The organism is Ruegeria sp. YTSB088 (genome assembly GCF_059609825.1).
Map to the genome: position 1 here is coordinate 73250 of NZ_JBXWMM010000001.1, position 26438 is coordinate 99687.

A 26438-nucleotide genomic window follows, 5' to 3' on the forward strand; every position below is an offset into this window, starting at 1 on the left:
GCGCCAAACGTTTGCCAGTCGAATATTGAACATAGGCGCGCAGCTATACTCATGCTATTTTTAGGAAGGATTTGTAGGACGGGAAGCTGTTGGACCGCCAGCACTCAAAAGAGATTGACCGTGTCTTAAGCGGGTTCGATACAGGGCGAGACCGACTTGTCGCGGATAGCTGGCAGCGCTGTGTTGAAACCTATGGAATGGATCCCTCACGACAGGAACCAGCGCACATCCTCCCGGACACCAAATTCCGTGAACATCTGGAACAATCCGAACGTCTGATCGCAACGGCGCGTTCGGGACTGCAATCCCTGTTTGCGCAGGTGGCAGGGCAGAACTACGTCCTGATGCTTGCGGATGCAGATGGCGTCTGCGTTGATTACTTTGGCGACCGGAACTTCGAGGACGAGCTCAGAACTGCGGGTCTGCATCTGGGATTCAAGTGGACGGAAGAGTTGGCAGGAACGAACGGGGTGGGGTCGTGTATCGTTACAGGTCAGCCGGTGACGATTCATCAGGGCGATCATTTTTCAATCACGCATACGCCGCTGTCTTGTACGGCAGCACCTATTTTTGACACCAAAGGTGGTCTTGCGGCTGTTCTGGATGTGTCTTTGTTGCGTGGACCCTCGCCTAAGGCATCGCAGAATCTGGCCATGACATTGGTGACGAATTCCGCACGTCGCGTCGAGATGGCAAACCTGATGGCATCGACCCGGCGCGATTGGGTCCTGCGCTTTTCTGCCAGCCCCGAATTTCTTGAGGTCGATCCTGAAGCGGCGGTTGCAGTGGACGGAGGCGGCAAGATCATCGGTATGACTTCGGGGGCCCGATGTGCACTGGACCCGGACGGTTCAGGCCACCTGATCGGGTCGCAATTGCAGGACTGGCTTGAAATCAGTGTTGATGACATGCCCGAATTCATGCGCGGCAGACCGTCCGAAGACCGCGTTCTACACCTCAAGGATGGGCGCGCGCTCTATGGTCATGCCGTTGCGCCACAGACGCCGCAGATGACGGCAGCCCTGCGCAAACGCGAACAGGTTCTGCCTGGTGCCCTTGGCAGCTTTGCGGGGCTGGATGTGGGCCTTCAGCAACTTTTGAACAAGGCTGCCCGTCTAGCGCCGACAAATCTGCCGCTTTTACTGACCGGTGAAAGCGGGACAGGCAAAACCAAGCTGGCGCGCGCGATCCATATGGCCGATCCCGCGACACAGGATTTCCACACCGTGATCTGCTGCGACACTCCGACATTCAGCTTCTGCCATGCTATCGAACCTGGCACACTGTTCCTGCGCGGCGTTGAAGACCTAAGCGAGCCTGCGCAGGCCTCTCTTTTGGCAGTGCTTGAGCGGCGCGCTGATCTGAGGATCATCGCCTCATGCCGGCAGCCCCCGGCAGGATTGCAGGGCGGTCTGCGTGAAGATCTGCTTCACCGGATTGCGGGGGCCACATTGTCTCTGCCGCCTTTGCGCCACCGTGCGGATTTGGATTGGCTAATTGATCGTCTGCTCCGACGGTTTGCCAGCCATGATATTCGCCTGTCGACCGCTGCCCGCGCCGATTTGAAATCACGGTTGTGGCGCGGAAATATTCGTGAACTGGAACATCTACTGCAAAGTTCGGTCGCCCTGTGTGGGGACAACATCATCGACTTAACGGATTTGCCCGCCCCGGCGCTCGCCCCTACGCAAAAGCAGGAATCAGATGATCTGGAAACACTTTTGCGTGCTTGCGATTGGAACATGTCCCAACTGGCAAGGCGCCTTGGTGTGAACCGATCGACGATCCTGCGCCGTATGCGAAAAGCCGGGCTTAAACCGCCCGCTTAAACGAACACGTACCCGTGTTGCGCCCTTGTTGCGCGCGCAACAAGCTATGGCGTTTTTGGACCGCACCAAGTGTTGATTCACCAAATCCGCTTGCCCGAAGGGTCACGGATTTGCCAGCCTTCTGCTCCGTGGAGATAGGGAGGATCACATGCTCGACACAACACTCTCGGATCAGGTGCAGGGGTTTCTGGATGACTTCGGTGCGGCTTTATCCAAAGGCGATATCAGTGCCGCGTGCGATATGTTCCAAGACGATTGTTATTGGCGCGATCTGGTCAGCTTTACCTGGAATATCAAAACGGTCGAAGGCAAGGCGCAGGTGGCAGATATGCTTTCGCATCAGCTGGTCACAACCAAACCGAGCGGTTGGAAAGTATCCGAAGGTGAGGTGCCCACAGAAGACGGCGGAATAACCACCTCATGGATCGAGTTCGAAACTGGATTGGCACGCGGCTACGGGTTGCTGCGCCTCAAGGATGGCAAGATATGGACCCTGCTGACCACGATGGTCGAGCTGAAAGGTCATGAAGAGCCCAAAGGGTTCAACCGCCCACTTGGGGCCAAGCATGGTGCGGGCAAACACAGGTCCACATGGGCCGAAGAACGGGCGCAGGAAGAGGCTGAACTGGGCTACAAAACACAGCCCTACTGCGTCATCATCGGCGGTGGTCAAGGTGGGATCGCCATGGGTGCGCGGCTGCGTCAGCTGGGTGTTCCGACGATCATCGTTGAACGGAATGACCGGCCCGGCGACAGTTGGCGCAATCGCTACAAATCCCTCTGCCTGCATGACCCGGTCTGGTACGACCATCTGCCCTATATCAAGTTCCCGGAAAACTGGCCCGTGTTCTCGCCCAAGGACAAGATCGGTGACTGGCTTGAGATGTACACCAAGGTGATGGAGCTGAACTATTGGACGCGCACGACGGCCAAATCCGCCACGTTCAAAGAAGACAAGGGCGAATGGACCATCACTGTGGACCGGGACGGCGAAGAAGTTGTGCTGCGGCCCAAACATCTGATCATGGCGACGGGGATGTCCGGCAAGAAACGCATGCCTGATTTTCCGGGTATGGATGTTTTCAAAGGCGAACAGGTGCATTCGTCGGAACATGAAGGTCCCGACAAATGGGCCGGTAAGAAGGTCGTTGTGGTGGGGTCCAACAACTCGGCCCACGATATCTGCGCGGCGCTTTGGGAAAACGATGCTGACGTGACAATGGTGCAGCGGTCCTCAACCCATATTGTCCGCTCGGACACCCTCATGGAAATCGGACTGGGCGATCTCTATTCTGAACGTGCGGTGCAGTCAGGCATGACGACCGAAAAAGCCGATCTGATTTTTGCGTCGCTGCCCTATCGCATTCTGCACGAATTCCAGATTCCGGCTTATGCCGCGATGAAAGAGCAGGACAAAGAGTTTTATGACGGCCTTGAAAAGGCCGGATTCTGGCTGGATTGGGGCGATGATGACAGCGGCCTGTTCATGAAATACCTGCGTCGCGGATCGGGCTATTACATCGATATCGGGGCCAGCCAGTTGATCATTGATGGCGAGATCAAACTGAAACGCGGTCAGGTCACTGCGCTTGATGAAACCGGAGTTATCCTTGATGACGGAACGCATCTGGATGCCGATCTGGTGGTCTATGCGACCGGGTATAATTCGATGAACGGCTGGGTCGCGGACCTGATGGGCCAGGATATGGCAGATCGCCTTGGAAAATGTTGGGGTCTAGGCTCTGACACAACCAAGGACCCGGGGCCTTGGGAAGGCGAGCAACGCAATATGTGGAAGCCGACACAGGTTCCAAACCTTTGGATGCATGGTGGAAACCTGCATCAGTCCCGGCATTATTCACAGTTCCTGGCGCTTCAAATAAAGGCCCGGATGGAGGGTATCCCGACGCCGGTCTACGGCTTTCAAGAAGTGCATCACTTCAGTTAAAGCATGCGCTACAATCAATAAGCGGACTTTCATTTTTTTCGATTGAAAGTCCGCATTGCCGACCCTGGAGGAGGGCGACGTGAAGGTCCGCTTTAGACACTGCGAGCACCCTGAATAGCCAAAGCGGTAAAAAAACACATTGAAGAAGGGCACGGTTTGATCCGCGCCCTTTTTCTGTTCGTTTTGGGTGCCTTTAGCCGCTTACCCCTTGGGTTCCGGATCTGGTCTTGCCATCACCTTCGGCTTGCTCTTTTTTAACCCCCCGCAGTTTCTCGACTTCTTGGTCGATGCCTGCTGGGCGCAGCGGATGACGCTGTATCTTTTTTTTGGCGCCGATTTTGGCAACGGCTTCAAAGAGCACGAAGACTTTGCGCCTGAAGGCATCGTCTTCCGTCGCGGCTTGTTTCTCGCGTTTGCCTACGTGGGCTTCACGCTCTGTCAGTTGCCATTCTTTCTCTTCCCGCCATTTGCGCGGGCTAACGTGCTCCACATGCTCCGGAAGGCTCGCGAGTCCCTCGTTCTCATTGGCGCTTGATGTCTGATCATTGCGATGCTGATGCACCGCGTCTCGCAGTGCCTGCTTGCGCCGCTCTCCGCGTTGCAGACCCAATTCTGAGAACCACTCGCCAACGCTGTCTTGCGCTTTCTCATAGTCCTTGATCAGAGCGTGCACCGATGGCTGCAGCATCTTGCACCCGTCTTTGGTTTGTGAGCGCGGCAACACAACCGCGTGGATACGATAGGTGGTCTCATCAAGATCAGCCCGTGCGAGAATGACATCATCTCCAAAGCTGTCTTTGAGCCACGCCACAGCCGCTTGCTCAAATTGGTCCTGGCGACTCTCACCAAACAGGTGGTCTATGTTGTCGTGATCAAACGCTGCAAACCAGTCCTTGTGCGCTGTGATGATCACCTCACGCAGAGGACCATGACGCGTTGCACGCCATACAAAGTGCCAATGCCGCGCGCCGTCTTGCGGTGCGGATAGCCTAGGAGAAGATTTTCTCTGCGCGAGACCTCGATGCGTTGGAGTGTGTGCTGATGCGGCTGATCGAAGTTGTCGACACTGGACGGCGCACCGAGTTTATCTCGGATGAGAACCACGTGCCCGGCGGCTACCATATCGAAAAGCTGGAGCCGAAGGCGCGGGATCTGGAGAGCAAGATCCAGCCCCTGATGTCGTTGCGCACAACCCTGCAAACACTCGGCCGATTGCGCCGATCCGAGCAAATCGCGCTGACGCTGCGCGGCCAGGATATGACCTGACCTGCAACGATCCGGAGGCGCAAAGGCGCTTTCGGATCAAACCATCCAAACTGTTTTCTGCAAAAATTCCGTCGATCCCAAGTTCCGACTGCCACTCTCGGCTGACACCAACACAGGGACCCCGATATGGACAGTACACCCCTTCAGTTCACCGCTCAGGCCGTCAACGCGCCACAGGGCGCAAACAACCAAACACAGATCGCCCTGCGCGGTCTGCTCAAGCTGATGGCGCGCGCCGAGGTGCAAGCCATCGCGTCGCAACCCGCCGCCAATTTGAACCACCCCATCAAGGAAACGCCATGACTCTCCGCGCCGTCGTTTATGCTCGTTGTAGCTCAGACTTGCAGAAATCCGTCTCGAGGAAGCGCAGGGATATCTGGCGATGCTCATCGACAAGATCACGCTGATGCCGGAAAAGGGAGCGCAAAACGGGTTGCAAGCCGAGATGCATCTCAGAAGTGGGGCATTGTTGGGTAGCAGCTCCGAGGACGAACCCGTTGTTGTCCCCTGTTGAGAGTGGGGGCGAGGAAACGGGCGGGAAGAAGGCATTCGCTGCTGACGCATAAATCGCCAGGCACTGAGTTAGAAGCGGACATTCAAGTTATCAAACGTTCGATCAGTTGAAAGCGGGCCACGGCCAATTTAGAGCTATACGATGAGCTTGTGCAATGAAGCGCCCTGAAGGTTACGAGATGATTGAATGCCGCAGATTGTGTGCCCACGAGCGACGCCAAAAAAATCCTGCGGCACAACCCCAAATGCGAATTACATTCGCCCGCTTAATATCTTCGCCAAATCAGGTTCTGTCTTTTGGGTTTGTTCGAGGTCCAGCGAATTCTGAACATGAAGAATATGGTGACGTATGGCGTCTTCGGCCGCTTGCGGCTGGCCATCTGCAATCGCGTCAATGATCGAAGTATGTTCGTCATCCGGGCAGGTGGCATTGCGGTTTGATCCGAACAGAGCAACGATCAGTGAAGTGCGGGTGACCAACTCTCGCAGAACGCGGGTCAGAACCGAGTTCTTGTGACATCGCGCCAGTTCGACGTGAAAGGCACCTGAAAGACGGATCATTTCAGTCCTGTCATCATCATTTCGTGCAATCTCTTCTTTCTCGACATGCGCACGTAAGACTTGAACACCCTCATCACTGATGCCACGCGCCAGTTCTCGCACGATGCCAGTTTCAATCATCAGACGGGCAACAAAGACCTCGCGAGCCTCATCGGCGCTGGGGCAGGCAACATACGCACCACGATTGGAACGCAGATCGACGATCCCCTGGCTACTAAGCAGCAACAGCGCGCGGCGCACGCGCATTCGACCGACACCGAAGGTCTCACACAATGCCAGCTCGCTCAGCTTGGTTCTGGGAGCCAGTTTCTGCTCCATCACCGCAGAATAAATCCGATCAACGATCATTTGTTCATCAGGATCGGTTCGCAGGGTGCCTAGCTTGTCTTCAGATTCGTCCGTCATCTCGTTTCATTCCGGTGGGGTAAGCCTGAAATTTGTTAATAGCTGCAAGGCTTTCTTCTTACAATATATCGGAGTTTTGTTGACAATATCAATATTTCGCACAACAAAAAGTGTTGACAGAAATTGTTAACAATGCAGAACTTGACGCGTTCACCGGGATTCGACCGATGACACAGTCTATTTTTGCAAGCGCCCGAAAGAGGCGCCGATACCTCAGTAGGGAGGAAATAATGAAACGCAGAACTCTGATGAAATCATCGGCTGCTTTGGCGCTGGCCGCATCCGTGCTTGGATCGGCCGCCTGGGCCGAGAACCCGGTCCTTAAGATAGGCTTTGTTGGCGTGACCTCTGGTCCGGCGGCGGCCTGGGGCATTTCCAATCAGCGCTCGATGGAAGCGCGAGCTGAATGGATCAATGAGGCTGGTGGTTACAAAATTGGTGACACCACCTACGATATCGAAATCGTCTCGTTTGACGATCAGAAAGACCCCAAGCGCGCCATCGCCGGTATGGAAAAGATGGCGCAAGAAGGTATCCACTATGTGGTCGGCCCCAACGTGGATGACGGTGCCGCAGCGGTGCGTCCGGTCGCCGAAGCGCAAGGGATAATGTATTTCCCCTATGCCTTCCCGAAAGAGCTGTACTCGGCCCCCGCATCGAATGCCGTTCTGGGTATGGTTGCCAATTATCAGTCCGGTCCCGCGATCTATAAATACCTCAAGGATGAAAAGGGCGTGAAGTCTGTTGCTTTCGTCGCCGCGAACGAGTCCGATCCGCTCAGCCAGCGGGATGGCGGTATCGAAGCGGCCAAGGCGTTGGGGCTTGAGGTTGTTTCCGACAACGTGACTTATCAGGTGGACACCACCGATTTCACGCCGGTGTTGACCCCGGTTATGCGCACGCAGCCGGACTTGCTGGTTCTGTCCGGCGTTTCCCCGGCCAATGCGCCTCAGCTGATCCGTTCAGCGCGCGAGCTCGGGTTCCAGGGTATCATCTCAACCGAAACCGCGCAGGATGCGACGGTTCTGCGTGAAGGGGCAGGCGATCTGGCCAATGGGTTCATTTCGGTTGGCGGCGCGTCAACGCCCGAGATCGCATCGGATGACATGAAGGAATTCGTCAAACGCTATACTGATATGTTCGGCGAATATAACGACGAGTCCAACACCAAAGTCTATGCGCTGGAATACATTCTGGCGACATTGAATGCGAACCCGGCTGGTATCGAGGATGTCGCGGCGTTCCAAGCCACGATGGACACGTTCGAGGCCCCCAATCCGTTCATGAAGGGCGACGCCAAGATGCGCTATGTGGGCACGACGTCGTTCGGACAAAAGCGTCAGATTGCCGTTCCACTGGTCGTCAATGTCTATCAGGACGGTGCGTTTGAAACGCTCTTTGTCGCTGAAGTCGACTGAGGCAATACTCCCAACCAAGGCAAAAGCCTACCGAGCCACTGACCTCCCGGGCTGATCTCCAGCCTGGGATACCCGAACCTTACGCGGGATACTCATGGAACAGATACTAGCAAATGGCATCTATCTGGGCGCGCAATATGCGATGATCGCCCTTGGATTGACGCTGATTTTCGCCCTGATGAACGTGCTGAATTTTGCCCATGGGCAGATGTATGTTCTTGGCGGTTTTGTCACCTATACGTTTTACGGACAGCTGGGCTGGCCGTTTGTGCTGGCGCTTTTGGCGTCCTGTATCACACTTGCAGTGCTTGGCGCATTGATTGAGCGTTTTCTGTTTGCGCCGGTTATACGTCGATCTTCCCGCGAGGAGAGCACAATGCTTCTGGCGGCAGGTTTGGCGTTCTTTTTCGATGCGATCATCTTGCTGGTCTTTGGCGAGAAGCAACGCGGTGTTCCCAAAATCGTCGACGGTGTTTTCAATTGGGATTTCCGATTGATCATGCCCTATGATCGCATCCTGATCTGCGTTTTGGCCATCCTGTCGATCATCTCGTTTATCTTGTTCATGCAGCATTCCAAAACTGGCCGAGCGCTGCGCGCGCTGGCGCAAGATCGGACGGCGGCGCAGTTGATGGGGGTCAACGTCGCCCGGTATTCGATGATCGGTTTCGCCCTGGGTGCCATGCTGGCCGGTCTGGTTGGTGGATTGCTGGTGACGATCACCGGCGTCAATCTTGGCATGGGCGGACCGACCTCGATCAAAGCCTTCATGATGGTGATGATCGGAGGTGCGGGTGTGATCTCAGGCGCGATTGCGGGCGGGATTATCCTTGGCTTTCTCGAAGCCATTGGTCTGGCCGTCCTCTCGCAGTATGGCGATATCACCTATCTGCTGATTTTCGTCTCGCTGATGATTTTCCTGGCCATCCGTCCGCAGGGGCTGATGGGCAAACCGTGGGGATAACACAGTGCCGAAACTCAACATGATCCAATGGGTCGGCTTGGCTATCTTCCTGCTGACCGTCTTCATCGCAATACCTGGTTTTATCACGGCATCGGGGCGGTCCGACCTGTATTATACTCTGACCTCGGTGGCGCTCTTGTCTATAGCCAGCGCAGGAGTTTGGCTAACTTTCTATATCGGGCGCATCAATATCGGTCAGGGGGCATTTGCCCTGATCGGGGCCTATGTTTCAGCCGTTTTGGTGACCAAGGCCGGTATGTCCTTTTGGCTGTCGTTGCCGCTGGCGGGGCTGTTCGCCGCCGCTGTGGCGGTTGTGATCGGGGTTCCGATCCTGCGCCTGCGCGGTGTCTACTTTGCCATGATTTCACTGGTGCTGACGCAGGTGGTCACCCTGACCGCGCTGGCCTTGCCAATTACGAATGGGGCCAAGGGTATCACCTCGATCCCGCTGCCCGGAGGGGTGTCGGTTCTGGGCCTGACCCTGATCCCGGATTTCGCGACGCTGGAAAACCCAAGGCTTGCCTTCTACTACGCCGCCAGCGTGCTGATGGTGCTGACCTTTGCCGCCATGTATCGGCTGGTGAATTCGCGGCTTGGCCATCTGTGTCGGTCGATGCAGCAGAACGAGGAGTTGGCCAGTTCTATCGGCGTCAACATCTCGTACATCCGGGTCATCGTGTTCGCGATCTCGTCCTTTCTGGGCGGTATTGGCGGGGCGATGTTCGGCTCAATCGCACAGTCGGTTTACCCTTCCAGCTTTCAGGTCGCCGACAGCGTGAACTTCATGCTGAATTGTTTCCTGGGCGGTTTGGGATATGTCTTTGGCCCAATGCTGGGCACACTGGTTCTGTATTTCGGTTGGGACCTGCTGTTTGAATTGGGTCGCTTCCAACTGTTGGCCTATTCCAGCTTGCTGATCATCCTGATGTTGGTGCTGCCCAACGGCCTGCTGAGCCTTCGCCTTCCCGGTAAAAAGGGGGCCGACAAATGAGTCATCTACTGGAAATCCGCCATGTCACCAAGAAGTTCGGCGGTTTGACCGCCAACAGCGATATCTCCTTCAATGTCAATGAAAATGAGATCCTGTCAGTGATCGGGCCAAACGGGGCTGGAAAAAGCACACTGTTCAAGATGATCTCGTCCTTTTTGCCTACAACAACGGGGGAGGTGCTGTTCAAGGGCGAAAGGATTTCGAACCTGAAGCCGCATGTGGTGGCGCGTAAAGGGGTCGTTCGCACGTTTCAGGAAACGACTATCTTCAAGTCGATGACCGTGCGCGAAAGCATCATCGTCGCGCAGCATTTGCGGGCCCGCGCCTCATTGGCGGGGTATTTCTGGGGCACCAGGATGGCGCATGAGGATGTCGACAGCTTTGGCCAATATGCCGACGATCTGATCGAATTCCTTGGCATGACCGAGATCGCCAATGAGCAGGCCTCGAACCTGCCACAAGGGAACTTGCGGGCGCTGGGAATTGCCATTGGATTGGCCACTGATCCCAAGGTCCTGCTGTTGGATGAACCCTTTGCCGGGATGAACCATGACGAAACCATGAAAATGGTCAATCTGGTGCGCAAGGTGCGCGATGACCGGGGTGTTACGGTGCTGTTGGTGGAACACGACATGCCTGCGGTGATGAATATATCCGACCGGATTGTGGTTCTAAACTTTGGCGAAATGATCGCCGAAGGGACGCCTGGGGAAATCCAGAACAACGAAAAGGTCATCGAAGCCTATCTGGGCAGCGCGGATGACGAGATCGGGATCTGAGCCATGACAAAGATGTTGGAATTCAAGGATGTCGAGCTCTACTACGACCATGTCTATGCGCTGAAAGGTGTGTCGATCGATCTGGAGCAGGGAGAAACCGTTGCGCTGATCGGCGCCAACGGTGCGGGCAAAAGCTCGATCCTGCGGGCGATCACAGGGTTGGCTCAGGTCAAGGCCGGCTCGGTTTCTTTTGAGGGTGAACAGATTGACGGTGCCAATCCGGCAGACATCGTATCCAAAGGTATTGCAATGGTGCCCGAAGGACGCCGTGTCTTTCCCTATATGACTGTGAAAGACAACCTACTGATGGGGGCGTTCACCCGGTCGAACAGAGCAGGCATCCAGCAAACGCTGGATTCGGTCCTGGAACGGTTTCCACGGCTGAAAGAGCGCTATTCCCAATCGGCCGGCACCCTGTCGGGTGGCGAACAGCAGATGATGGTCATCGGACGTGCGCTGATGGCAAAACCGCGCCTGTTGTTGCTGGACGAGCCGTCGCTGGGCATCGCGCCCAAACTAGTACAGGATATCGCCCGTTCGATCGTGGCCATCAATCGCGATGAGGGTGTTTCTGTGCTGCTGGTCGAACAAAACTCGCGCATGGCGCTGTCGATTTCGCACCGGGCCTACGCGCTGACCACCGGTAATGTCGTTATTTCTGGAAAATCCAAGGAACTTCTGACCGATCCCCGGATCAAAGCCGCCTATCTTGGCGGAGAAGTGTGAGGATGTTGTGAAACTGCTTGTCGTCAATCCCAACACCACCAGTTCCATGACCCGAAAGATTGAGGCGGCGGCCCGGGCTGTTGCGGATCCGGAAACTGAGATCATTGCCACGAGCTCGCAAGATGGTCCGGCTAGTATCCAAGGCTATCTGGATGTATCCACTTGCGTGCCTGGATTGTTGGACGTTGTCAAAGAGCATCCGGATGCCGATGCCGTTGTTGTCGCTTGTTTTGATGATACCGGTGTTGATGCGGTGCGCTGTGTCACATCGGCACCGGTTATCGGTGTGGGCGAGGCCGCATATCACGCGGCGTCGATGATCAGTCCAAAGTTCAGCGTCATCACAACATTGTCCCGCTCCCTTGCAGGATTGGAATCGAACCTGTTGCGCTATGGTCTAGACCGCCGTTGCGTTCGTGTTCGCGCATCAGACGTACCGGTTCTAAAACTTGAGGAAAACGACCCGAACACCGTCGACAAAATCAGGGCCGAGATTCGGGCCGCGATTGATGAAGACAGGGCTGAGGCCATTGTTTTGGGTTGTGCAGGGATGACAGACTTGATGTCGCATTTGTCCGAGGAATTTGGTTTGCCGGTTGTTGATGGCGTTGTATGTGCTGTCACCTTCGCGGAGGCGTTGGTCAAAGCCAAACTAACAACGTCGAAGCTCTGTTCTTATGCCTGATCATCACAATCGGGAACTTGCGTTGTGTCGCAAATTATCGAAGTGCGGAAAATACCCGCCCGCCAGACACAGATCTCCCACAACAACAGCAATTTTGAAAAATCCAGGGATCCAAGGTATTTCGAATTGCTTAATTCGGATCATGTTCGCAACTTCGATCCTATCTAACTTAGCTTTTGCATGCCCGAAGGATGTGATTCAGTACATGTGCCAAACAAGCTGATTAGCAAACCGGCGAGCTTGTTCGATCAGGATTTCAAAAATTTCAACCTGACTTCCTGTACATCGGCTGGCCATCCGAACCGCTTCAGGATCTTGTTTACTTTTCAAATATCGGTTCTGCAAAGTTCAGAGCGACCAAGATGTGCGTCTTTGTATTGGCGCGCTTCGGAACGGGTAGGGAGGCACGCTAAGATGCAAAGCAAGCGCTTCTTTGGGGTATGTCCTTCAGCTTTTGGTCTGGGTTTTGGTGACGCGCGAATGGCTGCTTTCGGGAAGCCGCATTGCAGCGAACCAATACTTCTTGGACAGCTGCAAAGGCCCGATTTTGACGTTCGCGCTTGGGCAATGCCCGATGGATCACAATCAGGGATGACAACTTCTCGACCGCAACTGAAAGTACAACTAACGAACGGGCTAAGGTCGCTGCCCCCTCGGTTTTGCGGTCTCCCGGCGCTGTGCGCGTTCGCGGTCGAAATCGTCCACTGGACGATTTCCTTTCAACCGCCCACCCCCCCCCAGGGTGTTTTTGGCCAGATGAAGAGGCGGATCAGCAGTTCAGGGCTTGGGCTAGGCTTTTGTGGCCTTTGAACGGGCCCAGGTCAGATTTGATCCAGCCGTTGTCATAGGAGACGCTGACGATCCGCGACCAGTCGGCGCTGGCTACGATCAGTTCAGGGCGGTCGCCGCAGGTGCGCAGGCCGCCGGAAATGAAATCTTCACCGATCCTGTGGTTGGTCAATCCGGGCAGAGCGGCCACTTCTGCCAACCCGCCGTCTTTGAAGCGCCAGATACGCAATGTTTTGGCCAGGTGAGGGCGGTCGATGTAAGCGATCTCGATATACCCGTCGCCGTCCAGGTCGGCGGCCCCAATCGGGGCGAGCCAGCGGAAGCGGGTACCGATATGAGGCGTGGCTGCGATCTTTTCTCCGGCGGCGTCGTAGATCGCTAGTTGAGCCCCTGAGTTGTTGTGGGATTCAACGACAATTGCTTCGCGTGCACCATCTCGGTTGATGTCTGCCAAGCGCGGAGCGATGTCTTCGAACACGCGATCCTGTGGCAGGCGAACAGTTACGACCGTATTGCCGGTCGTGAATTCCAGCGCGCCATATTCGATAGTGTCACCCAAGACGCCATGGGCGTAACGAGTGGTTGGTTCTGTGAAGCGGGCGTCGTTAATGGTATCTGCCGTGCCAGCTAGTGGCAGCGTGAGCCAAAGTCCAAAAGGTAAGAAAGCGCCGCGCGCCCGTTTTTGCCAAAAGCAGCGGGGTAGCCACGGCGCCTTGTTGTGCATCAGATTTGTTTTTCGGGCATCTGAACGACCAGCCCGTCCAGCGCATCCGTGACTTTGATTTGGCAGGTCAGGCGCGAGCGGGCCGGATCGGGCTCGAACGCAAAGTCCAGCATGTCTTCTTCCATGTCATCCTTTGCCGGAATTTTTTCGATCCAGTCGGGATGGACGTAAACATGGCAGGTCGAGCAGGCGCAGGCGCCGCCGCAATCGGCCTCGATGCCGGGAATGTTGTTGTCACGGGCCCCTTCCATGACGGTCAGTCCGTTGGCGACCTCGACTGTATGTTCGGTACCGCCGTGCTCGACATAGGTGATCTTTGCCATTGCGTGCGTCTTCCTTTTGCGATGTTCGATTTCTTCCTTAGTGAAGGCATTTAGGTCTTTCCAGCCTCATTTGCGACTCAGTGCGCCGTGTCTGGACTTTCTTGCTATTTGTTCTATTTTTGTTCTCATGCTTGTTACACCCATTCGCCCTGTGGCTTCAAACCGTGATTGGCCGCGCCCGCCGTCTTGTCTGCCTTCCAACCAACTGGATTCCCCGTCTGAGGGTGCGCGCGTGGCTGTGGCCGGGCTGGTGATCCTGCGGCAGAGGCCGGGGACGGCCAAGGGCGTGATCTTTCTGACGCTTGAAGATGAGACCGGGATCGTGAATGTGGTGGTCTGGCGCAAAATCTACGAACAGTTCCGCCGTGCGGTGATTTCGGGGCGGTTGCTGAAAGTGACAGGCCGGATGCAGCGGGCGCATTCAGTGACCCATGTGATTGCGGAAGAGATCGAGGATATTTCGGGGATGTTGGATGTGCTGGTGCGGGGCGAGGGGTAGGCCAGCTTTCACGGCCAAAAGCCGACGTCTGCGTTGCCGCCTTGCGCGCACCAAGACCTGTGCTCGCCTGGTTGCCCCCTGATGCACCGGCGGAACAGAGGCGCTTTTTTGCCACTTTGGCGCTGGTTGGTCGACTCTTTGATGCCGCGTGAGTAATGGCAGGCAACTCTATGCGTCGCCTGTGTCAGAACGCAGACGCGATTGCACGCTACTCACATCATCTCAGAGTCGGTTCAGATGCCCAACGTAACACAACATGGATCTTTCGAAAAAAACGTCCATCTGGATGAGAGCCAGATAACCAGTCGCCTCGAGGAGCTCTTGGCGCTTACACGCTCAAAGGGATATGTGCATACCGCCAGAATGATCGAAGAAGCATTGAATGCCCATTCTTTCGAGCACAGACACCTTGGGAAAACCCAAAAATACCTCTCGGAATTGCAACATCTAAAGCGCAAAGAGATGACACGTTTGGTGGAAGAAACCGGTGAAAAAATGCACTCGGTTCCCAACTTTCGTTCGGCGCGCTCGAAGGTGCCGGGTGGCCTTTCTTTCGATACGAATGAGCGACCCGCAGAACCAGTTGGGAAAAACGCGGTAAGGAAAACGCAAGCGGCTTTTGTCCTGACGCCCCGGATGCGCGTTGACCACAGAAATACTGCCGCGTTGCGCAGTGGGGTTTGGAGGAGTAGACCGATGTCTTTCCCTGCGGAGCCCGAATTCAAGTTTCGCTAGCCGATCCTGCCGCGGCCAAGGCAGCCAGGGCCGATGATCAGCGTCAATCCAAACGGGTTTTCAACGCAGTCATCGTTTGAACAAGACCTCCTGCGCCTGCTTGTCGCGATTGTCTCCACGTAGATCTGCGTGCAGAGCGCGCCCGGCCTGAACGCCGGGGCGGGCGCCGACGGCCTTCAGCCAGCGCGCAAAGTGGGGTTTGTCCTCCAGCACTTGCTGCTGCCCTTCCCACAGGCTGGCCCAGCCCCAGATCGACATGTCTGCAATCGAATAGAAGTCTCCTGCAACGTATTCGTTCTCGGCCAGCCGTCTGTCGAGTACCCCGTAAAGACGACCGACCTCGGCCCGGTAACGGTCTTTGGCGTAGGGCAGGTCCTGTGGGGGGCTCAGCTGAGGGGCGTATTTCAGGAAGTGATGCGCCTGACCGGCCATCGGACCAACGCCGCCCATCTGCCACATCAGCCATTCTTCGACGGCGATCCGATCACGCTCGGTCTTTCCATAGAACCGCCCGGTCTTGCGGGCCAGATACATCAGGATTGCGCCGCTTTCAAAAACCGAGATCGGTGTACCATCTGGCCCGTCTGGATCCACGATTGCTGGCATCCGGTTGTTCGGGGCGATCTTCAGGAATCGGGGGTCGAACTGATCACCCTTTCCGATATCGATCAGATGAGTGGTGTAGGGCAGCTCCATCTCTTCCAGAGCGATGGACACTTTCCAGCCGTTCGGTGTGGGCCAGAAAAACAGATCAATCGGGTCAGCCATGTGTTCTCCTGATGTTGGGGGGATCATGCGGGTTTCTGCCGGCTCGGCAAGTGCGGCTTACGAAAGCGTGACCGAATGCAAGCCGGGCTTGACCGCAAACCGCCCGAGGCGTATTGCCATCCCAGAGCTACGTGGCGATTTGTTACCGGATTGCGGGCCACGCTAAACAACACCGCTAAAAGGTCAGGATGAAAGACCCCTTTCGCTTGGCCGCGTCTGGGGTTTTTTGTTTGCCTCCGCCAGAGGCTGAAAGGAATGAGATGAGCGAGAACTGGAACAAGCGCACACAAGCCGTCCATGGCGGTATCCGCCGCAGTCAGTACAATGAGGTGAGCGAGGCGATTTTCCTGACGCAGGGCTTTGTCTACGAAAGCGCCGAACAGGCCGAAGCCCGGTTTCTGGAATGCGGCCCCGATGAGTTCATCTATGCCCGCTATGGCAATCCGACCGTATCTATGTTCGAACAGCGTATAGCGGCACTTGAAGGTGGCGAGGATGCGTTTGCGACGGCCTCGGGCATGGCGGCGGTCAACGGTGCGCTGACCTCGATGTTGAAGGCCGGGGAGCATGTTGTTTCAGCAAAGGCACTGTTCGGGTCCTGCCTGTACATTCTTGAGAACATCCTGACCCGTTTTGGCGTCGAAGTGACCTTTGTGGACGGCACCGATCTGGAGCAATGGCAGGCAGCGATCCGCCCGGACACCAAGGCGGTCTTCTTCGAGTCCATGTCGAACCCGACTCTTGAAGTGATCGACATCGCATCCGTGTCCGAGCTGGCCCATGCAGTCGGCGCCATTGTGGTGGTGGACAATGTGTTCTCGACGCCCGTCTTCTCGCGCGCGATAGAACAGGGCGCGGATGTGGTCGTTTATTCGGCAACCAAGCACATTGACGGGCAAGGCCGTGCGCTGGGCGGCGTCATCATCGGCACTAGGGACTTCATCCGCGGAACCGTTGAGCCGTATCTGAAACATACCGGCGGCGCGCTCAGCCCGTTCAACGCCTGGGTCATGCTCAAAGGTCTAGAAACCATGGCGCTGCGCGTCAATGCGCAGGCCGACAGCGCGCAAAGGATCGCGGAGGCGCTTGAAGGGCATACCGCGCTGTTGCGTACCCTTTACCCTGGTTTGAAGACCCACGCGCAAAATGCTCTGGTTCAATCGCAACTTGGCGGAAAGGGCGGAACCGTGTTGTCTCTGGATATTAAGGGTGGCAAGGACGCGGCTTTTGCTTTCCTGAATGCGATGACCATTCCTGTGATCTCCAACAACCTGGGCGATGCCAAGTCGATCGCGACGCACCCGGCGACCACCACCCACCAGCGTCTGAGTGATGCACAAAAAGATGAGCTGGGCATAACGCCGGGCCTGATCCGTTTTTCAGTTGGCCTGGAAGACGCCGGGGACTTGCTGGCGGACATCCAGCAGGCATTGGAGGCTTCGCAGAAACAAACTGGAGCACAGTGAAAAGCCTCTTACCGCTTTAGGCGTCGCGTTGTCTGTGAACGCGGCGTCTTTTCGGGTGGTATTCACGGTTGAAGCCTGACCTTTGCGTCTGCGAAAGGCGTAATTCGTTGCAAAATGACGGTTTTGCGCCGGTTTTTTCAATCCGGACTGCTATTTCCTGCGTAATGGGTTAAACTGGTAAGTGACCTGCAGCCGTATATATTCTGCCGACCATTCGAGGAACCGCAGCCGATGAACGTTCACCCGCGCGACATTGATGATACTCCGGATCAGGAAAAAGCTGCCGAGGCTCTGAAGGTTCTGCGGCAATGGGCGGAATCTGCGACGGCATCCGAGATCAGCCAACTAGATCCGGCTATTGCGCGGCTGGTGCCCGGCCTGACTGCGGTGAACTATCCTTCGCTCTCGCGCGAGTACCCGGATGGTTTCTCAGTTGACGCGGATTACCGCGCGACATTGCCTGATTTGCAAAACGGTCCGTCCAGCCTGATCCGCGGTGCCAAGCAGCAGATCCAGCATGTCGGCATCTCGAATTTCCGCCTACCGATCCGATTTCATCGGAAAGAGGGTGAAGACCTGGCGCTTGAGACGTCAATCACCGGTACCGTCAGCCTTGAGGCCGAGAAAAAGGGCATCAACATGTCCCGGATCATGCGGTCATTCTACAAACATGCTGAGCGCACATTCAGTTTCGAAGTGATGGAGGCGGCGCTTGACGACTACATGACCGATCTGGACAGTTTCGATGCCCGTATCCAAATGCGGTTTTCCTACCCGGACAAGATCAAGAGCCTGAGATCGGGTCTGGAAGGGTACCAGTATTACGACATCGCTCTGGAACTGGTGGAATCCAACGGTGTGCGCCAGAAGATCATGCATCTGGACTATGTCTATTCCTCGACCTGCCCGTGCTCTTTGGAACTGAGTGAACATGCTCGTTCCACGCGGGGACAATTGGCGACACCACATTCGCAACGTTCTGTCGCGCGGATTTCCGTGGTCGTCGATTGCGACGCCGATTGTCTGTGGTTTGAAGACCTGATCGGGCTATGCCGACGCGCGGTTCCGACCGAAACGCAGGTCATGGTCAAACGTGAAGATGAACAGGCTTTTGCCGAGCTGAACGCCGCCAATCCGATTTTTGTCGAAGATGCGGCGCGCTTGTTCTGCGCTGAATTGCTGGCAGATCATCACGTCGGTGATTTCCGGGTTGTCGCCAGCCATCAGGAAAGCCTGCACAGCCACGACGCCGTGTCGATTCTGACCGAAGGACCAACCTTTGCGGCATCCAGCTTGGATCCAAGACTGTTCACTACCCTGTTTCACGTTGGGTGAATACACCTGCGTAAGCGGCTAGAATTTAATCAGAGATTTCATCTGTAGGCGCTCCTTTGCCGCAATGCAGCAAAAATGCTGCATCTGCGCGGTTTTTTCTTGTATGTCCATAGGGAATGCAGCAGCTGTTGTACGCCAATTGAATGGTGAACGGCCCTGAAAGGAAGCCGAGACGTGAGACGCCTTGGACTGCAAGACCTAAACCGTCGCTCGAGAAATCGAAGCGGACAAGGCACTTTAGTCACAAATCTCGGGCTGCATCGTTTTTACAGGAGAAACATGTAATGAATCCGATTACCCAACCGCTGGAGTTTCAAGCTGCGGCAATTCGCATGGCAGGCTACGCAATGGTCAACCAGATAAAGATCATGCAAATTGTGGCCCGTTCTGCGTTTGAACTGCCCATGGCACCTGTGCAAGCACTGCACTCGGCTGCATCAGCTCCTGCAAAACCGGTTAAAAAGACGACGGTCAAGGCCAATGCTACCGCGCCGCGCGTGTCAAATTCAGCGGCCCAAAAGACCGCTGTTGCGAAGAAACCGGTAAAGAAGGTTGTTGCGGTTACACCGAAACCCGAACCCAAACCTGCAGAGTTTTCCGCGAAGCCACGCGCCGCCGCCACCCCTAGGGTTGAAACTGCAGTGAAAGCCAAACCAGCACCAAAACCGGCACCGCGGCCAAAAACAGAAACGAAACCGGCTGTATCTGGTGCCAATAACGTTAAGCCGGTTGCACGGAACGCGACCCCTGCCGCGTCTTCCTCGGGTGCATCAGCCCCGGTGAAAAAACCTCGGGCCCGACCTGCGGATTCCGCGACCAAGGCGCCCTCCGCACGGTCCAAAGCTGCTAAGACGCTTGAAAAAACCGAATCGACCCGAGCAAAACCCGCGCCCCGTACGCCCAAGGCAACATCTCCGAAGCAAGCGCCTTCTGCTACGCAGCCAAAACCCGCGGCAGCGGTAGAGCAATCAAAACCGCAGGCGCGCAAAACCCGGTCGCCGTCGAATCCACCCGCGATGCCGGGGGCAGATAGCAAAACAGACGCGTAATCCGGGATCATCTGCTTGACACGGTCGGGCTGGCGCGCCAACGCTGCGCGTTATGATGGATCTTCGCCCGGTCGGATATGTGATTGGCTTGCTGGTCGCCATTCTTGGGGCGACCATGCTGTTTCCTATGCTTGCGGACATCATCGAGGGTCGCGGCGAATGGAATGTCTTCCTGGAAAGCGCGATCATCACGATGCTGACCGGATCCGTTCTGGCGATGAGTTGTTCGAATGGCGTGGGCGAGGGGTTGACCATTCGGCAGACCTTTCTGTTGACAACAGGGGTCTGGGTTGCGCTGCCCGTCTTCGGTGCAATTCCGTTTCTGTTCGGTGAAACCGAGCTGCGCTTTGTCGATGCGTATTTCGAGGCGATGTCAGGACTGACGACGACAGGTTCGACCGTGATATCAGGGTTGGATACGCTGCCGCAGGGGCTTTTGTTGTGGCGGGGTATCCTGCAATGGCTGGGGGGTATCGGTATCATCGTTGTCGCCATGGTGTTCCTGCCGGAATTGCGGGTTGGTGGCATGCAAATCTTCCGATCGGAAGGATTTGAAACCATGGGAAAAATCCTGCCACGCGCGCAAGAGATTGCGGGACAGATTTCCCTGATCTACGTCTTTCTGACTCTTGTATGCGTGCTGGTCTATTCCGGGTTAGGGATGAGTTTTTTTGACGCGTTGGTGCACGCGTTCACGACGATGTCTACCGGCGGTTTTTCGAACTATGATGCCTCGTTTGGAACATTTTCAGGCCCGGCCGAATATGCTGCATCCGTCTTCATGATTTTGGCGGCTCTTCCCTTTGTGCGCTATGTCCAATTGGCCAATGGTCATACGGCGTCCTTATGGAAAGACAGTCAAATACGGGCATTTCTGGCGACCATTCTGGTTCTGGTTGTCATCATGTCAGTCTTTCTGACCTCGGTCTTTCCCCATCACTGGGAACAGGCGTTCCGCGAGTCGTTGTTCAATATCACCTCGATCATCTCGGGGACAGGATATGCCAGTGTCGATTACATGGGGTGGGGCAGCTTTCCGATCATGTTGTTTTTCCTGATCGGATTGATCGGTGGATGCGCGGGGTCGACGGCGTGTTCGATCAAGGTTTTCCGGTATCAGTTGCTGTTTGCCTCGATCAAAAGCCAGATCAAACGGATCAGGTCCCCTCATGGCGTGTTCATGCCGCTCTATGATGGAAGGCCGGTCGGACGGGACGTTCTGACCTCGGTGATGAGTTTTTTCATGTTCTTTGTTCTGTCGATGGGCGTGTTGTCCTGGGCGTTGGCACTGACAGGTCTGGACTTCATTACTTCCGTGTCCGGGGCCGCGACAGCGCTGGCCAACGTTGGCCCAGGTCTTGGCGATCAGATCGGACCTGCGGGTAATTTTGCAGGTCTTAACGATACGGCCAAATGGCTGCTGACAACCGGAATGCTGGTCGGGCGGCTCGAGCTTTTGGCCGTATACGCGATCTTCACCGTTCAATTCTGGAGAGGCTGATGAAAAGACCCCTTGGCGCGCAAATCTCGCATATGCTCAAGGATCGTGGTGTGGATGTGATTTTCGGCATTCCCGGTGTCCACAATCAGGAAATGTATCGCGGTATCGAAGAGGCCGGAATCACGCATGTTCTGGCCCGGCACGAGCAGGGGGCTGGTTTCATGGCTGACGGTTACGCGCGTGCGACCGGCCAGCCCGGCGTCGCCTATGTGATCACCGGACCCGGTTTGTGCAACATTATGACCCCGATCGGACAGGCCTACAGCGACTCGGTTCCGATGCTGATTCTGTCCTCCTGTCTGGATGAAACACAGGCCGTCCGGGGCCAGTTGCACCAGATGAATGATCAACGTGCCGCCGCCGGTACGGTTGCGGATTGGTCTCTACAGGCCGATTCCGCCGAAGCTGCCTATGGGCTGATAGAACGGGCGTTTGAAGAATTCGAGCTTTTGCGCCCGCGACCCAAGCACATTCAGGTGCCCATCGCACAGTTGGAGGCCGAGGCCGACCCGGCGCCGTTCCCCAACCAGCCCGCGCTGCGCACCAAAGCGTTGCCGCCTGACGTGTCATCGGTTGTGTCCATGTTGAACCTGGCCCGCAGGCCGCTGTTCATTCTGGGTGGAGGCTGCAAATCTAATGAATGGCGGCAGATTCTGACGCAGCTGGGGGCGGCGTGCTTTACCACCTATGCCGGACGTGGGTTGTCGGGCGCAAATTATCCGCTGGATTTCGGGTCCATGTTGCCGCGTCCCGGCAGTGCCGAGGTGATAGCATCGGCTGATCTGGTGATCGCGGTAGGGGCCGAGCTGGGCGAGGTCGATTTGTGGCGGCATGAGTTGGGGCACAAGGCGACCTTGATACGCGTTGATCTCGACCCCGAGGTTCTGTCTGATCGTCGCCGCGCCGCCATCAAGCTGCAAGTCGACAGCCAGAGCTTTGCCCGCGCCCTGTGGCACGCAACCCAAGACATGAAACCAGCAACGGGCTGGTCAGCCGAGGAAGTGGCCGACATGCGCGCCCGCTGGCGTGCTGAGGTGGATGCCGAGCGGCCGGGAATCGTGCCGATTGCAGACGCCCTGCGCGCGGCCATGCCGGCCGACACCATGATCTATTCGGACATGACGCAATTTGCTTACGTAGCAAAAGAGGTATGGGACATGGCCTATCCTCATCACTGGCATCATCCGACGGGGTTTGGCACTCTTGGCTATGGGTTGCCCGCCGGTATTGGCGGGGCGGTTGCCCGACGCCGCAAACCCACGGCCGTTATCGCCGGGGATTACGGGTTCCATTACACGATGCAGGAACTGGGCGTGGCGGTTGAACTGGGTTTGTCGCTGCCGATCATTCTATGGGACAACGGCAAACTGAAAGAAATCGAGGACAGTATGGTGCGCAGTCAGATCGCCCCCAATGCGGTCATGGCCCACAATCCTGATTTCTGCAAACTCGCCCAAGCCTTCGGTGCGCGCTCTTCAGCACCTTCGAATGTGGCAGAGATGCAAAGTGCAGTCCGAGCCGCATTCGATGCGCCTGTGCCAACCTTGATCCACGTGACACCTGACATTCTGTAACGAAAAAGCGCCGCACTTTCCTGCGGCGTTTTTTGTTGATGTGCTGTCGGATCAATCCCAGCAGCGAACCAGAACCGTCATCCCGGTTGCGCGCCGGTTCAACTCATTGGGCGAGATCCGTGTGGTTTCCTCGCTCGACTGACCGGCCACTCCGGCCTCTGCCAGAATTTCGGTCAACCGATCAACGGTGGCCGCAAGGCTGACCGAAGCGGGCAGGGTGCGCCCTTCGGACGGTGTGGGCAACAGCATTCCGACGACGTTGCCGCTGTCATTGAAAACGGGGCCGCCTGCGTCGCCGGGTTGGGCGTTCAACGCCAGACGCTTGACGCCCGCCTCACCTTTCAGCCCACGAACGTCAGCGACCTGCCCGAAGGTCAGAGAAGGGCCGCCCAATGCGCCCTCATAGGAATAGCCGGACACGGCCACCTCCGACTTGATGCGCGGAATGGCGGCACTGAATGCGGCGACGCTCATGGGGGCGAGTGTCTTTGCAGGACGCAGGACTGAAACGCCAAGTTCAGGGTCTGTCAGGGCCAGTTGAACCTCCTGATCACCATCCAGCGTGATCCGCGTGCACCTGTCTGCGGCCTCAGAAACCGTCAGTACTGTCCCATTCTCATCCGCGAAGAAACCAGAACGTGTCAGTCGGGGCTTTCGGACCTGAAGGCCCGACACCAGATCAATGCGCTGTTCTGCGGATGCACCGGCGGCGGCATCCAGAGCCGCATCCGTTGTGCTGAAGCGGGACTTCATCGCTGACAGAACTCGCAGGCGACGTGCCTCGTCTCCTTCGGGCCAGACAAGGGTGAAACCCTTGATTTTTCCATCCGCCAATTGCGCTTGCGTAAAGGACACTATGCCGTTGCCGCGTCCTTCAAGGGTAAACCGGTCGCGGCCCAGTTCACGAGGGCCATTCAGCGGAACGATCTCAAGCGATTGCATCACCTCGTAAAGGGCGCGGAACGTGTTCTTGTCTCCCTCCTGGCTGATCAGGAGCGCGTTGGCGTTCAGGTCAGAGATGCTTTTGAAATGTGCGAACGGGGCTTCATAACGATCAAGGCTCAGAGCGCCCAGAGGCATGTCGAGCACAATCCCGGCCTTGTCGTCGGAATACCGCTCCATTCCGACAGAGATCAGCGGCGCGTTGTATTCATCCATCAGGGCCTTGCGCTGCAAAGTGGTCAGCACCCCCGTTGCATCAAACCCGTTATAGCGCTGCCAATCGCTCATCGAGCGGCGGGTGCCTTGCCCGAACGCACCATCAATGGTCGAGTTGTAAAACCCGGCCGCGCGCAGAGCCGTTTGCAGATCTTTGCGTTCCTGCGCGGTCAGCAGGCGTTCGGACTGCAGCGCCTGTGCGCGGTTTTCATCCGAATTCTGAGGCGTGACCACGGCCGGGGCTTCTTCCAGTTGCGCCGCCGGTTCAATTGGTGCCGCGACGGTGCCACGGTTCAGTACATTTGCTCCGACGGGCCAGAACTGTTGTCCCATCGCACTGGAAAATGCGATGTAGCTGTCGCGCGGGATCTGGCCCTCGGTCTGATAAACGCGCAATACCTGTTCGGCGTCAGTGCGTGCATAAGGGCCGATCACGATTGCATACCAGCCGCTGTTCAGACGAAATCCGTTCACGTCCGGTAACGCACCGGCATAGGCCTGGGCCCGCTCTTGTGCTTTGCTCAGCGAGGGCTGAGCCTCGATCTGGACCCAGACGCCGGGATCTTGTTGCGCGGTTGCGGCGCGCAGGCCGACCAGAAGAAACAATAGGATTACTGAAAATACGCGTGTCATAGTCTGCCCGTTTTATGCAGTGTTCGTGCTTTGGCACAGAATACGCGAATTCACTTGCGAAACGCCATGCCATGAATGCGGGGAATTTGCTGTGTGGCCCTGCAGATACAGGCTTGGCCCCAAGCCCCGTTGACGCCCCTTGGCCCCTTGCATAGGAAGGGCAAAACCGACCGGAACCGGGCGTAAAGGCGCCCAGAGGGAATGTCATGACCGAACCGACCAGCGCACCGCGTTCATTTCAGGAGATCATCCTGCGGCTTCAGACCTATTGGGCGTCAAAAGGCTGTGCGATTCTGCAGCCCTATGACATGGAAGTTGGGGCCGGAACGTTCCATCCCGCGACGACCCTGCGCGCGCTGGGGTCCAAGGCTTGGGCCGCGGCTTACGTTCAACCGTCGCGCCGCCCGACGGATGGGCGTTACGGTGAGAACCCGAACCGGTTGCAGCACTACTATCAGTATCAGGTACTGATCAAACCCAGCCCACCGGATTTGCAGGAACTGTATCTGGGGAGCCTGCAAGCCATCGGTATCGATATGGATCTGCATGACATCCGGTTCGTCGAAGATGACTGGGAAAGCCCAACACTCGGCGCGTGGGGCCTGGGTTGGGAAGTCTGGTGTGACGGAATGGAAGTAAGCCAGTTCACCTATTTTCAACAGGTCGGCGGGCATGACTGCGCACCGGTATCAGGCGAACTGACCTATGGGCTTGAGCGTCTGGCCATGTATGTTCTGGGCATTGATCACGTGATGGACATGCCGTTCAACGATCCCCAGTCGCCCAGCCCTTTGACATACGGCGATATCTTCAAGCAGACCGAAGAGGAATACGCCCGCTGGAACTTCGATGTCGCGAACACCGAGGTCCTGCTGCGCCACTTCGAAGAGGCCGAAGTCGAGTGCGCCGCCATTCTGGCGCAGGAGGATGTGGACCCCAAGACTGGCAAACGCATCATCATGGCGCATCCCGCCTATGATCAATGCATCAAGGCGAGTCACATCTTCAACCTGCTGGACGCGCGCGGGGTAATCTCAGTGACAGAACGGCAGGCCTATATCGGGCGAGTTCGGGCGCTGGCCAAACAATGTGCGGATGCATTCGTGCAGACCGAGGCCGCCGGGTTTCAGGCCTGATGAGGCAATCAGGCCAGTCCGGGCAAAAGTGCTTTGAGTCCGTCTGCGATCATGCTGACGGCAATGGCGGCAAGGATCATGCCCATGAAGCGGCTCATGATCACGCGCGCGTTGCTGGACAATCGTTCAGCCAGCCACGCGGCGTTCCAGAACGTGATCAGAAGCAGGCCAACTATGGTGAGGAATACTCCTGCATAAACAAAGGCTTCGACCGGAGTTTTGACCTGATGTGCATACAGGATCAGGGTGGTTATCGTGCCGGGGCCCACCAGGATAGGAAAGGCCAGCGGGTAAAAGGCCACAGTGTCTGGTTCGGGGTAAGCCTCCTTCTCTCCCTTCGTTCCGTGGTGAGAGGTGCTTTCGTTTCCGTTCAGCATGTTGAGGCCGATCATCATGACGACCAGGCCTCCGGCGACGCGCAGGTGATTGACGCTGATGCCAAAAAGGCCAAGTGCTTGACTTCCAACCAGCGCAAAGGCACCACCAAGGATCAGGCAATAGATCACCGTCTTCACCGCAATCTTGCGCTGGTCGGCGGCAGGCAGGTCCTGAGTGACGCTCAGAAACACCGGCAGGTTGGTAACCGGGTTCATGATCGCAAACAATGCGCCGAAAAAACCGACAGCAAGCGTGGAATCCATGGTGTTGACCTCATTAATGCCT

The 26438-nt window shown here is 56.5% G+C and carries 24 protein-coding genes and 1 riboswitch; of the genes, 16 read left to right on the plus strand and 8 right to left on the minus strand.

What is annotated here, in order from left to right:
* Positions 1 to 89: 89 nt before the first annotated feature.
* Positions 90 to 1829 (plus strand): sigma-54-dependent Fis family transcriptional regulator, encoded by a 1740-nt coding sequence (locus tag AC2FFA_RS00410; RefSeq protein ID WP_496849312.1) that lies wholly within the window; start codon positions 90 to 92, stop codon positions 1827 to 1829.
* Positions 1830 to 1977: 148 nt separating this feature from the next.
* Positions 1978 to 3777, plus strand: coding sequence for an NAD(P)-binding domain-containing protein (locus AC2FFA_RS00415; protein WP_496849314.1), 1800 nt, complete (start codon positions 1978 to 1980; stop codon positions 3775 to 3777).
* A 193-nt stretch (positions 3778 to 3970) separates the two neighbouring features.
* On the opposite strand, the gene AC2FFA_RS00420 is transcribed toward AC2FFA_RS00415, so the two are convergent.
* Positions 3971 to 4690 (minus strand): plasmid recombination protein, encoded by a 720-nt coding sequence (locus AC2FFA_RS00420; protein ID WP_496849316.1) that lies wholly within the window; start codon positions 4688 to 4690, stop codon positions 3971 to 3973.
* Positions 4691 to 4818: 128 nt separating this feature from the next.
* On the opposite strand from AC2FFA_RS00420, the gene AC2FFA_RS00425 reads away from it, so the two are divergent.
* Positions 4819 to 5043, plus strand: a complete 225-nt coding sequence (locus AC2FFA_RS00425; RefSeq protein ID WP_496849318.1) for a hypothetical protein — start codon at positions 4819 to 4821, stop codon at positions 5041 to 5043.
* Between the two features lie 126 nt (positions 5044 to 5169).
* Positions 5170 to 5346: a hypothetical protein gene (locus AC2FFA_RS00430; RefSeq protein ID WP_162896785.1), complete on the plus strand. Its 177-nt coding sequence runs from the start codon at positions 5170 to 5172 to the stop codon at positions 5344 to 5346.
* 462 nt (positions 5347 to 5808) lie between these two features.
* On the opposite strand, the gene AC2FFA_RS00435 is transcribed toward AC2FFA_RS00430, so the two are convergent.
* On the minus strand, positions 5809 to 6522 hold the full coding sequence (locus tag AC2FFA_RS00435; protein WP_496849320.1) for a GntR family transcriptional regulator: 714 nt from the start codon (positions 6520 to 6522) through the stop codon (positions 5809 to 5811).
* A 230-nt stretch (positions 6523 to 6752) separates the two neighbouring features.
* On the opposite strand from AC2FFA_RS00435, the gene AC2FFA_RS00440 reads away from it, so the two are divergent.
* From AC2FFA_RS00440 to AC2FFA_RS00465, 6 genes are all read left to right on the plus strand, one after another.
* Positions 6753 to 7940 (plus strand): ABC transporter substrate-binding protein, encoded by a 1188-nt coding sequence (locus AC2FFA_RS00440; RefSeq protein WP_205511943.1) that lies wholly within the window; start codon positions 6753 to 6755, stop codon positions 7938 to 7940.
* A gap of 94 nt (positions 7941 to 8034) precedes the next feature.
* The gene (locus AC2FFA_RS00445) at positions 8035 to 8904 is read left to right on the plus strand and encodes a branched-chain amino acid ABC transporter permease (protein WP_496849322.1); all 870 of its coding nucleotides are present in this window, start codon (positions 8035 to 8037) and stop codon (positions 8902 to 8904) included.
* 19 nt (positions 8905 to 8923) lie between these two features.
* Positions 8924 to 9895 (plus strand): branched-chain amino acid ABC transporter permease, encoded by a 972-nt coding sequence (locus AC2FFA_RS00450; RefSeq protein WP_117869353.1) that lies wholly within the window; start codon positions 8924 to 8926, stop codon positions 9893 to 9895.
* Positions 9892 to 10674 carry an ABC transporter ATP-binding protein gene (locus tag AC2FFA_RS00455; RefSeq protein WP_117869352.1) on the plus strand — a complete coding sequence of 261 codons (783 nt, stop codon included), beginning with the start codon at positions 9892 to 9894 and terminating at the stop codon, positions 10672 to 10674. Before AC2FFA_RS00450 ends, AC2FFA_RS00455 begins: the two co-directional genes overlap by 4 nt.
* A gap of 3 nt (positions 10675 to 10677) precedes the next feature.
* The gene (locus tag AC2FFA_RS00460) at positions 10678 to 11400 is read left to right on the plus strand and encodes an ABC transporter ATP-binding protein (protein ID WP_496849324.1); all 723 of its coding nucleotides are present in this window, start codon (positions 10678 to 10680) and stop codon (positions 11398 to 11400) included.
* Positions 11401 to 11407: 7 nt separating this feature from the next.
* On the plus strand, positions 11408 to 12085 hold the full coding sequence (locus tag AC2FFA_RS00465; protein WP_496849326.1) for an aspartate/glutamate racemase family protein: 678 nt from the start codon (positions 11408 to 11410) through the stop codon (positions 12083 to 12085).
* Positions 12086 to 12854: 769 nt separating this feature from the next.
* Here AC2FFA_RS00465 and AC2FFA_RS00470 read toward each other — a convergent pair.
* Both AC2FFA_RS00470 and AC2FFA_RS00475 read right to left on the minus strand, forming a co-directional pair.
* Positions 12855 to 13433, minus strand: a complete 579-nt coding sequence (locus AC2FFA_RS00470) for an FG-GAP repeat domain-containing protein (protein ID WP_496849328.1) — start codon at positions 13431 to 13433, stop codon at positions 12855 to 12857.
* Positions 13434 to 13597: 164 nt separating this feature from the next.
* Positions 13598 to 13921, minus strand: a complete 324-nt coding sequence (locus AC2FFA_RS00475) for a 2Fe-2S iron-sulfur cluster-binding protein (protein ID WP_117869348.1) — start codon at positions 13919 to 13921, stop codon at positions 13598 to 13600.
* 127 nt (positions 13922 to 14048) lie between these two features.
* On the opposite strand from AC2FFA_RS00475, the gene AC2FFA_RS00480 reads away from it, so the two are divergent.
* Positions 14049 to 14420 (plus strand): OB-fold nucleic acid binding domain-containing protein, encoded by a 372-nt coding sequence (locus AC2FFA_RS00480; RefSeq protein WP_496849330.1) that lies wholly within the window; start codon positions 14049 to 14051, stop codon positions 14418 to 14420.
* A gap of 804 nt (positions 14421 to 15224) precedes the next feature.
* Here the strand turns inward: AC2FFA_RS00480 and AC2FFA_RS00485 are convergent.
* Positions 15225 to 15923: a glutathione S-transferase N-terminal domain-containing protein gene (locus AC2FFA_RS00485; RefSeq protein ID WP_496849332.1), complete on the minus strand. Its 699-nt coding sequence runs from the start codon at positions 15921 to 15923 to the stop codon at positions 15225 to 15227.
* Between the two features lie 121 nt (positions 15924 to 16044).
* Positions 16045 to 16122, plus strand: a riboswitch (SAM riboswitch).
* A gap of 61 nt (positions 16123 to 16183) precedes the next feature.
* Here AC2FFA_RS00485 and metZ point away from each other — a divergent pair.
* Positions 16184 to 17389: an O-succinylhomoserine sulfhydrylase gene (gene metZ, locus AC2FFA_RS00490; RefSeq protein ID WP_496849334.1), complete on the plus strand. Its 1206-nt coding sequence runs from the start codon at positions 16184 to 16186 to the stop codon at positions 17387 to 17389.
* A gap of 231 nt (positions 17390 to 17620) precedes the next feature.
* Positions 17621 to 18724 carry a GTP cyclohydrolase FolE2 gene (gene folE2, locus AC2FFA_RS00495; RefSeq protein WP_496849336.1) on the plus strand — a complete coding sequence of 368 codons (1104 nt, stop codon included), beginning with the start codon at positions 17621 to 17623 and terminating at the stop codon, positions 18722 to 18724.
* A 340-nt stretch (positions 18725 to 19064) separates the two neighbouring features.
* On the opposite strand, the gene AC2FFA_RS00500 is transcribed toward folE2, so the two are convergent.
* Positions 19065 to 19814 (minus strand): hypothetical protein, encoded by a 750-nt coding sequence (locus AC2FFA_RS00500; RefSeq protein WP_496849338.1) that lies wholly within the window; start codon positions 19812 to 19814, stop codon positions 19065 to 19067.
* Positions 19815 to 19825: 11 nt separating this feature from the next.
* Between AC2FFA_RS00500 and AC2FFA_RS00505 the strand changes: the two genes are divergently transcribed.
* Together AC2FFA_RS00505 and AC2FFA_RS00510 are read left to right on the plus strand one after the other, a co-directional pair.
* Positions 19826 to 21274, plus strand: coding sequence for a TrkH family potassium uptake protein (locus AC2FFA_RS00505; protein WP_496849340.1), 1449 nt, complete (start codon positions 19826 to 19828; stop codon positions 21272 to 21274).
* Entirely contained in the window at positions 21274 to 22848 is a 1575-nt protein-coding gene (locus AC2FFA_RS00510) for a 5-guanidino-2-oxopentanoate decarboxylase (RefSeq protein ID WP_496849341.1), read from the plus strand. Before AC2FFA_RS00505 ends, AC2FFA_RS00510 begins: the two co-directional genes overlap by 1 nt.
* A 51-nt stretch (positions 22849 to 22899) precedes the next feature.
* Here the strand turns inward: AC2FFA_RS00510 and AC2FFA_RS00515 are convergent, their stop codons facing one another.
* Positions 22900 to 24639: a serine protease gene (locus AC2FFA_RS00515; RefSeq protein ID WP_496849343.1), complete on the minus strand. Its 1740-nt coding sequence runs from the start codon at positions 24637 to 24639 to the stop codon at positions 22900 to 22902.
* Positions 24640 to 24845: 206 nt separating this feature from the next.
* On the opposite strand from AC2FFA_RS00515, the gene AC2FFA_RS00520 reads away from it, so the two are divergent.
* The gene (locus AC2FFA_RS00520) at positions 24846 to 25775 is read left to right on the plus strand and encodes a glycine--tRNA ligase subunit alpha (RefSeq protein ID WP_117869338.1); all 930 of its coding nucleotides are present in this window, start codon (positions 24846 to 24848) and stop codon (positions 25773 to 25775) included.
* Positions 25776 to 25783: 8 nt separating this feature from the next.
* Here AC2FFA_RS00520 and AC2FFA_RS00525 read toward each other — a convergent pair whose 3' ends face one another.
* On the minus strand, positions 25784 to 26416 hold the full coding sequence (locus AC2FFA_RS00525) for a MarC family protein (protein WP_117869337.1): 633 nt from the start codon (positions 26414 to 26416) through the stop codon (positions 25784 to 25786).
* Between the last annotated feature and the right edge of the window lie 22 nt (positions 26417 to 26438).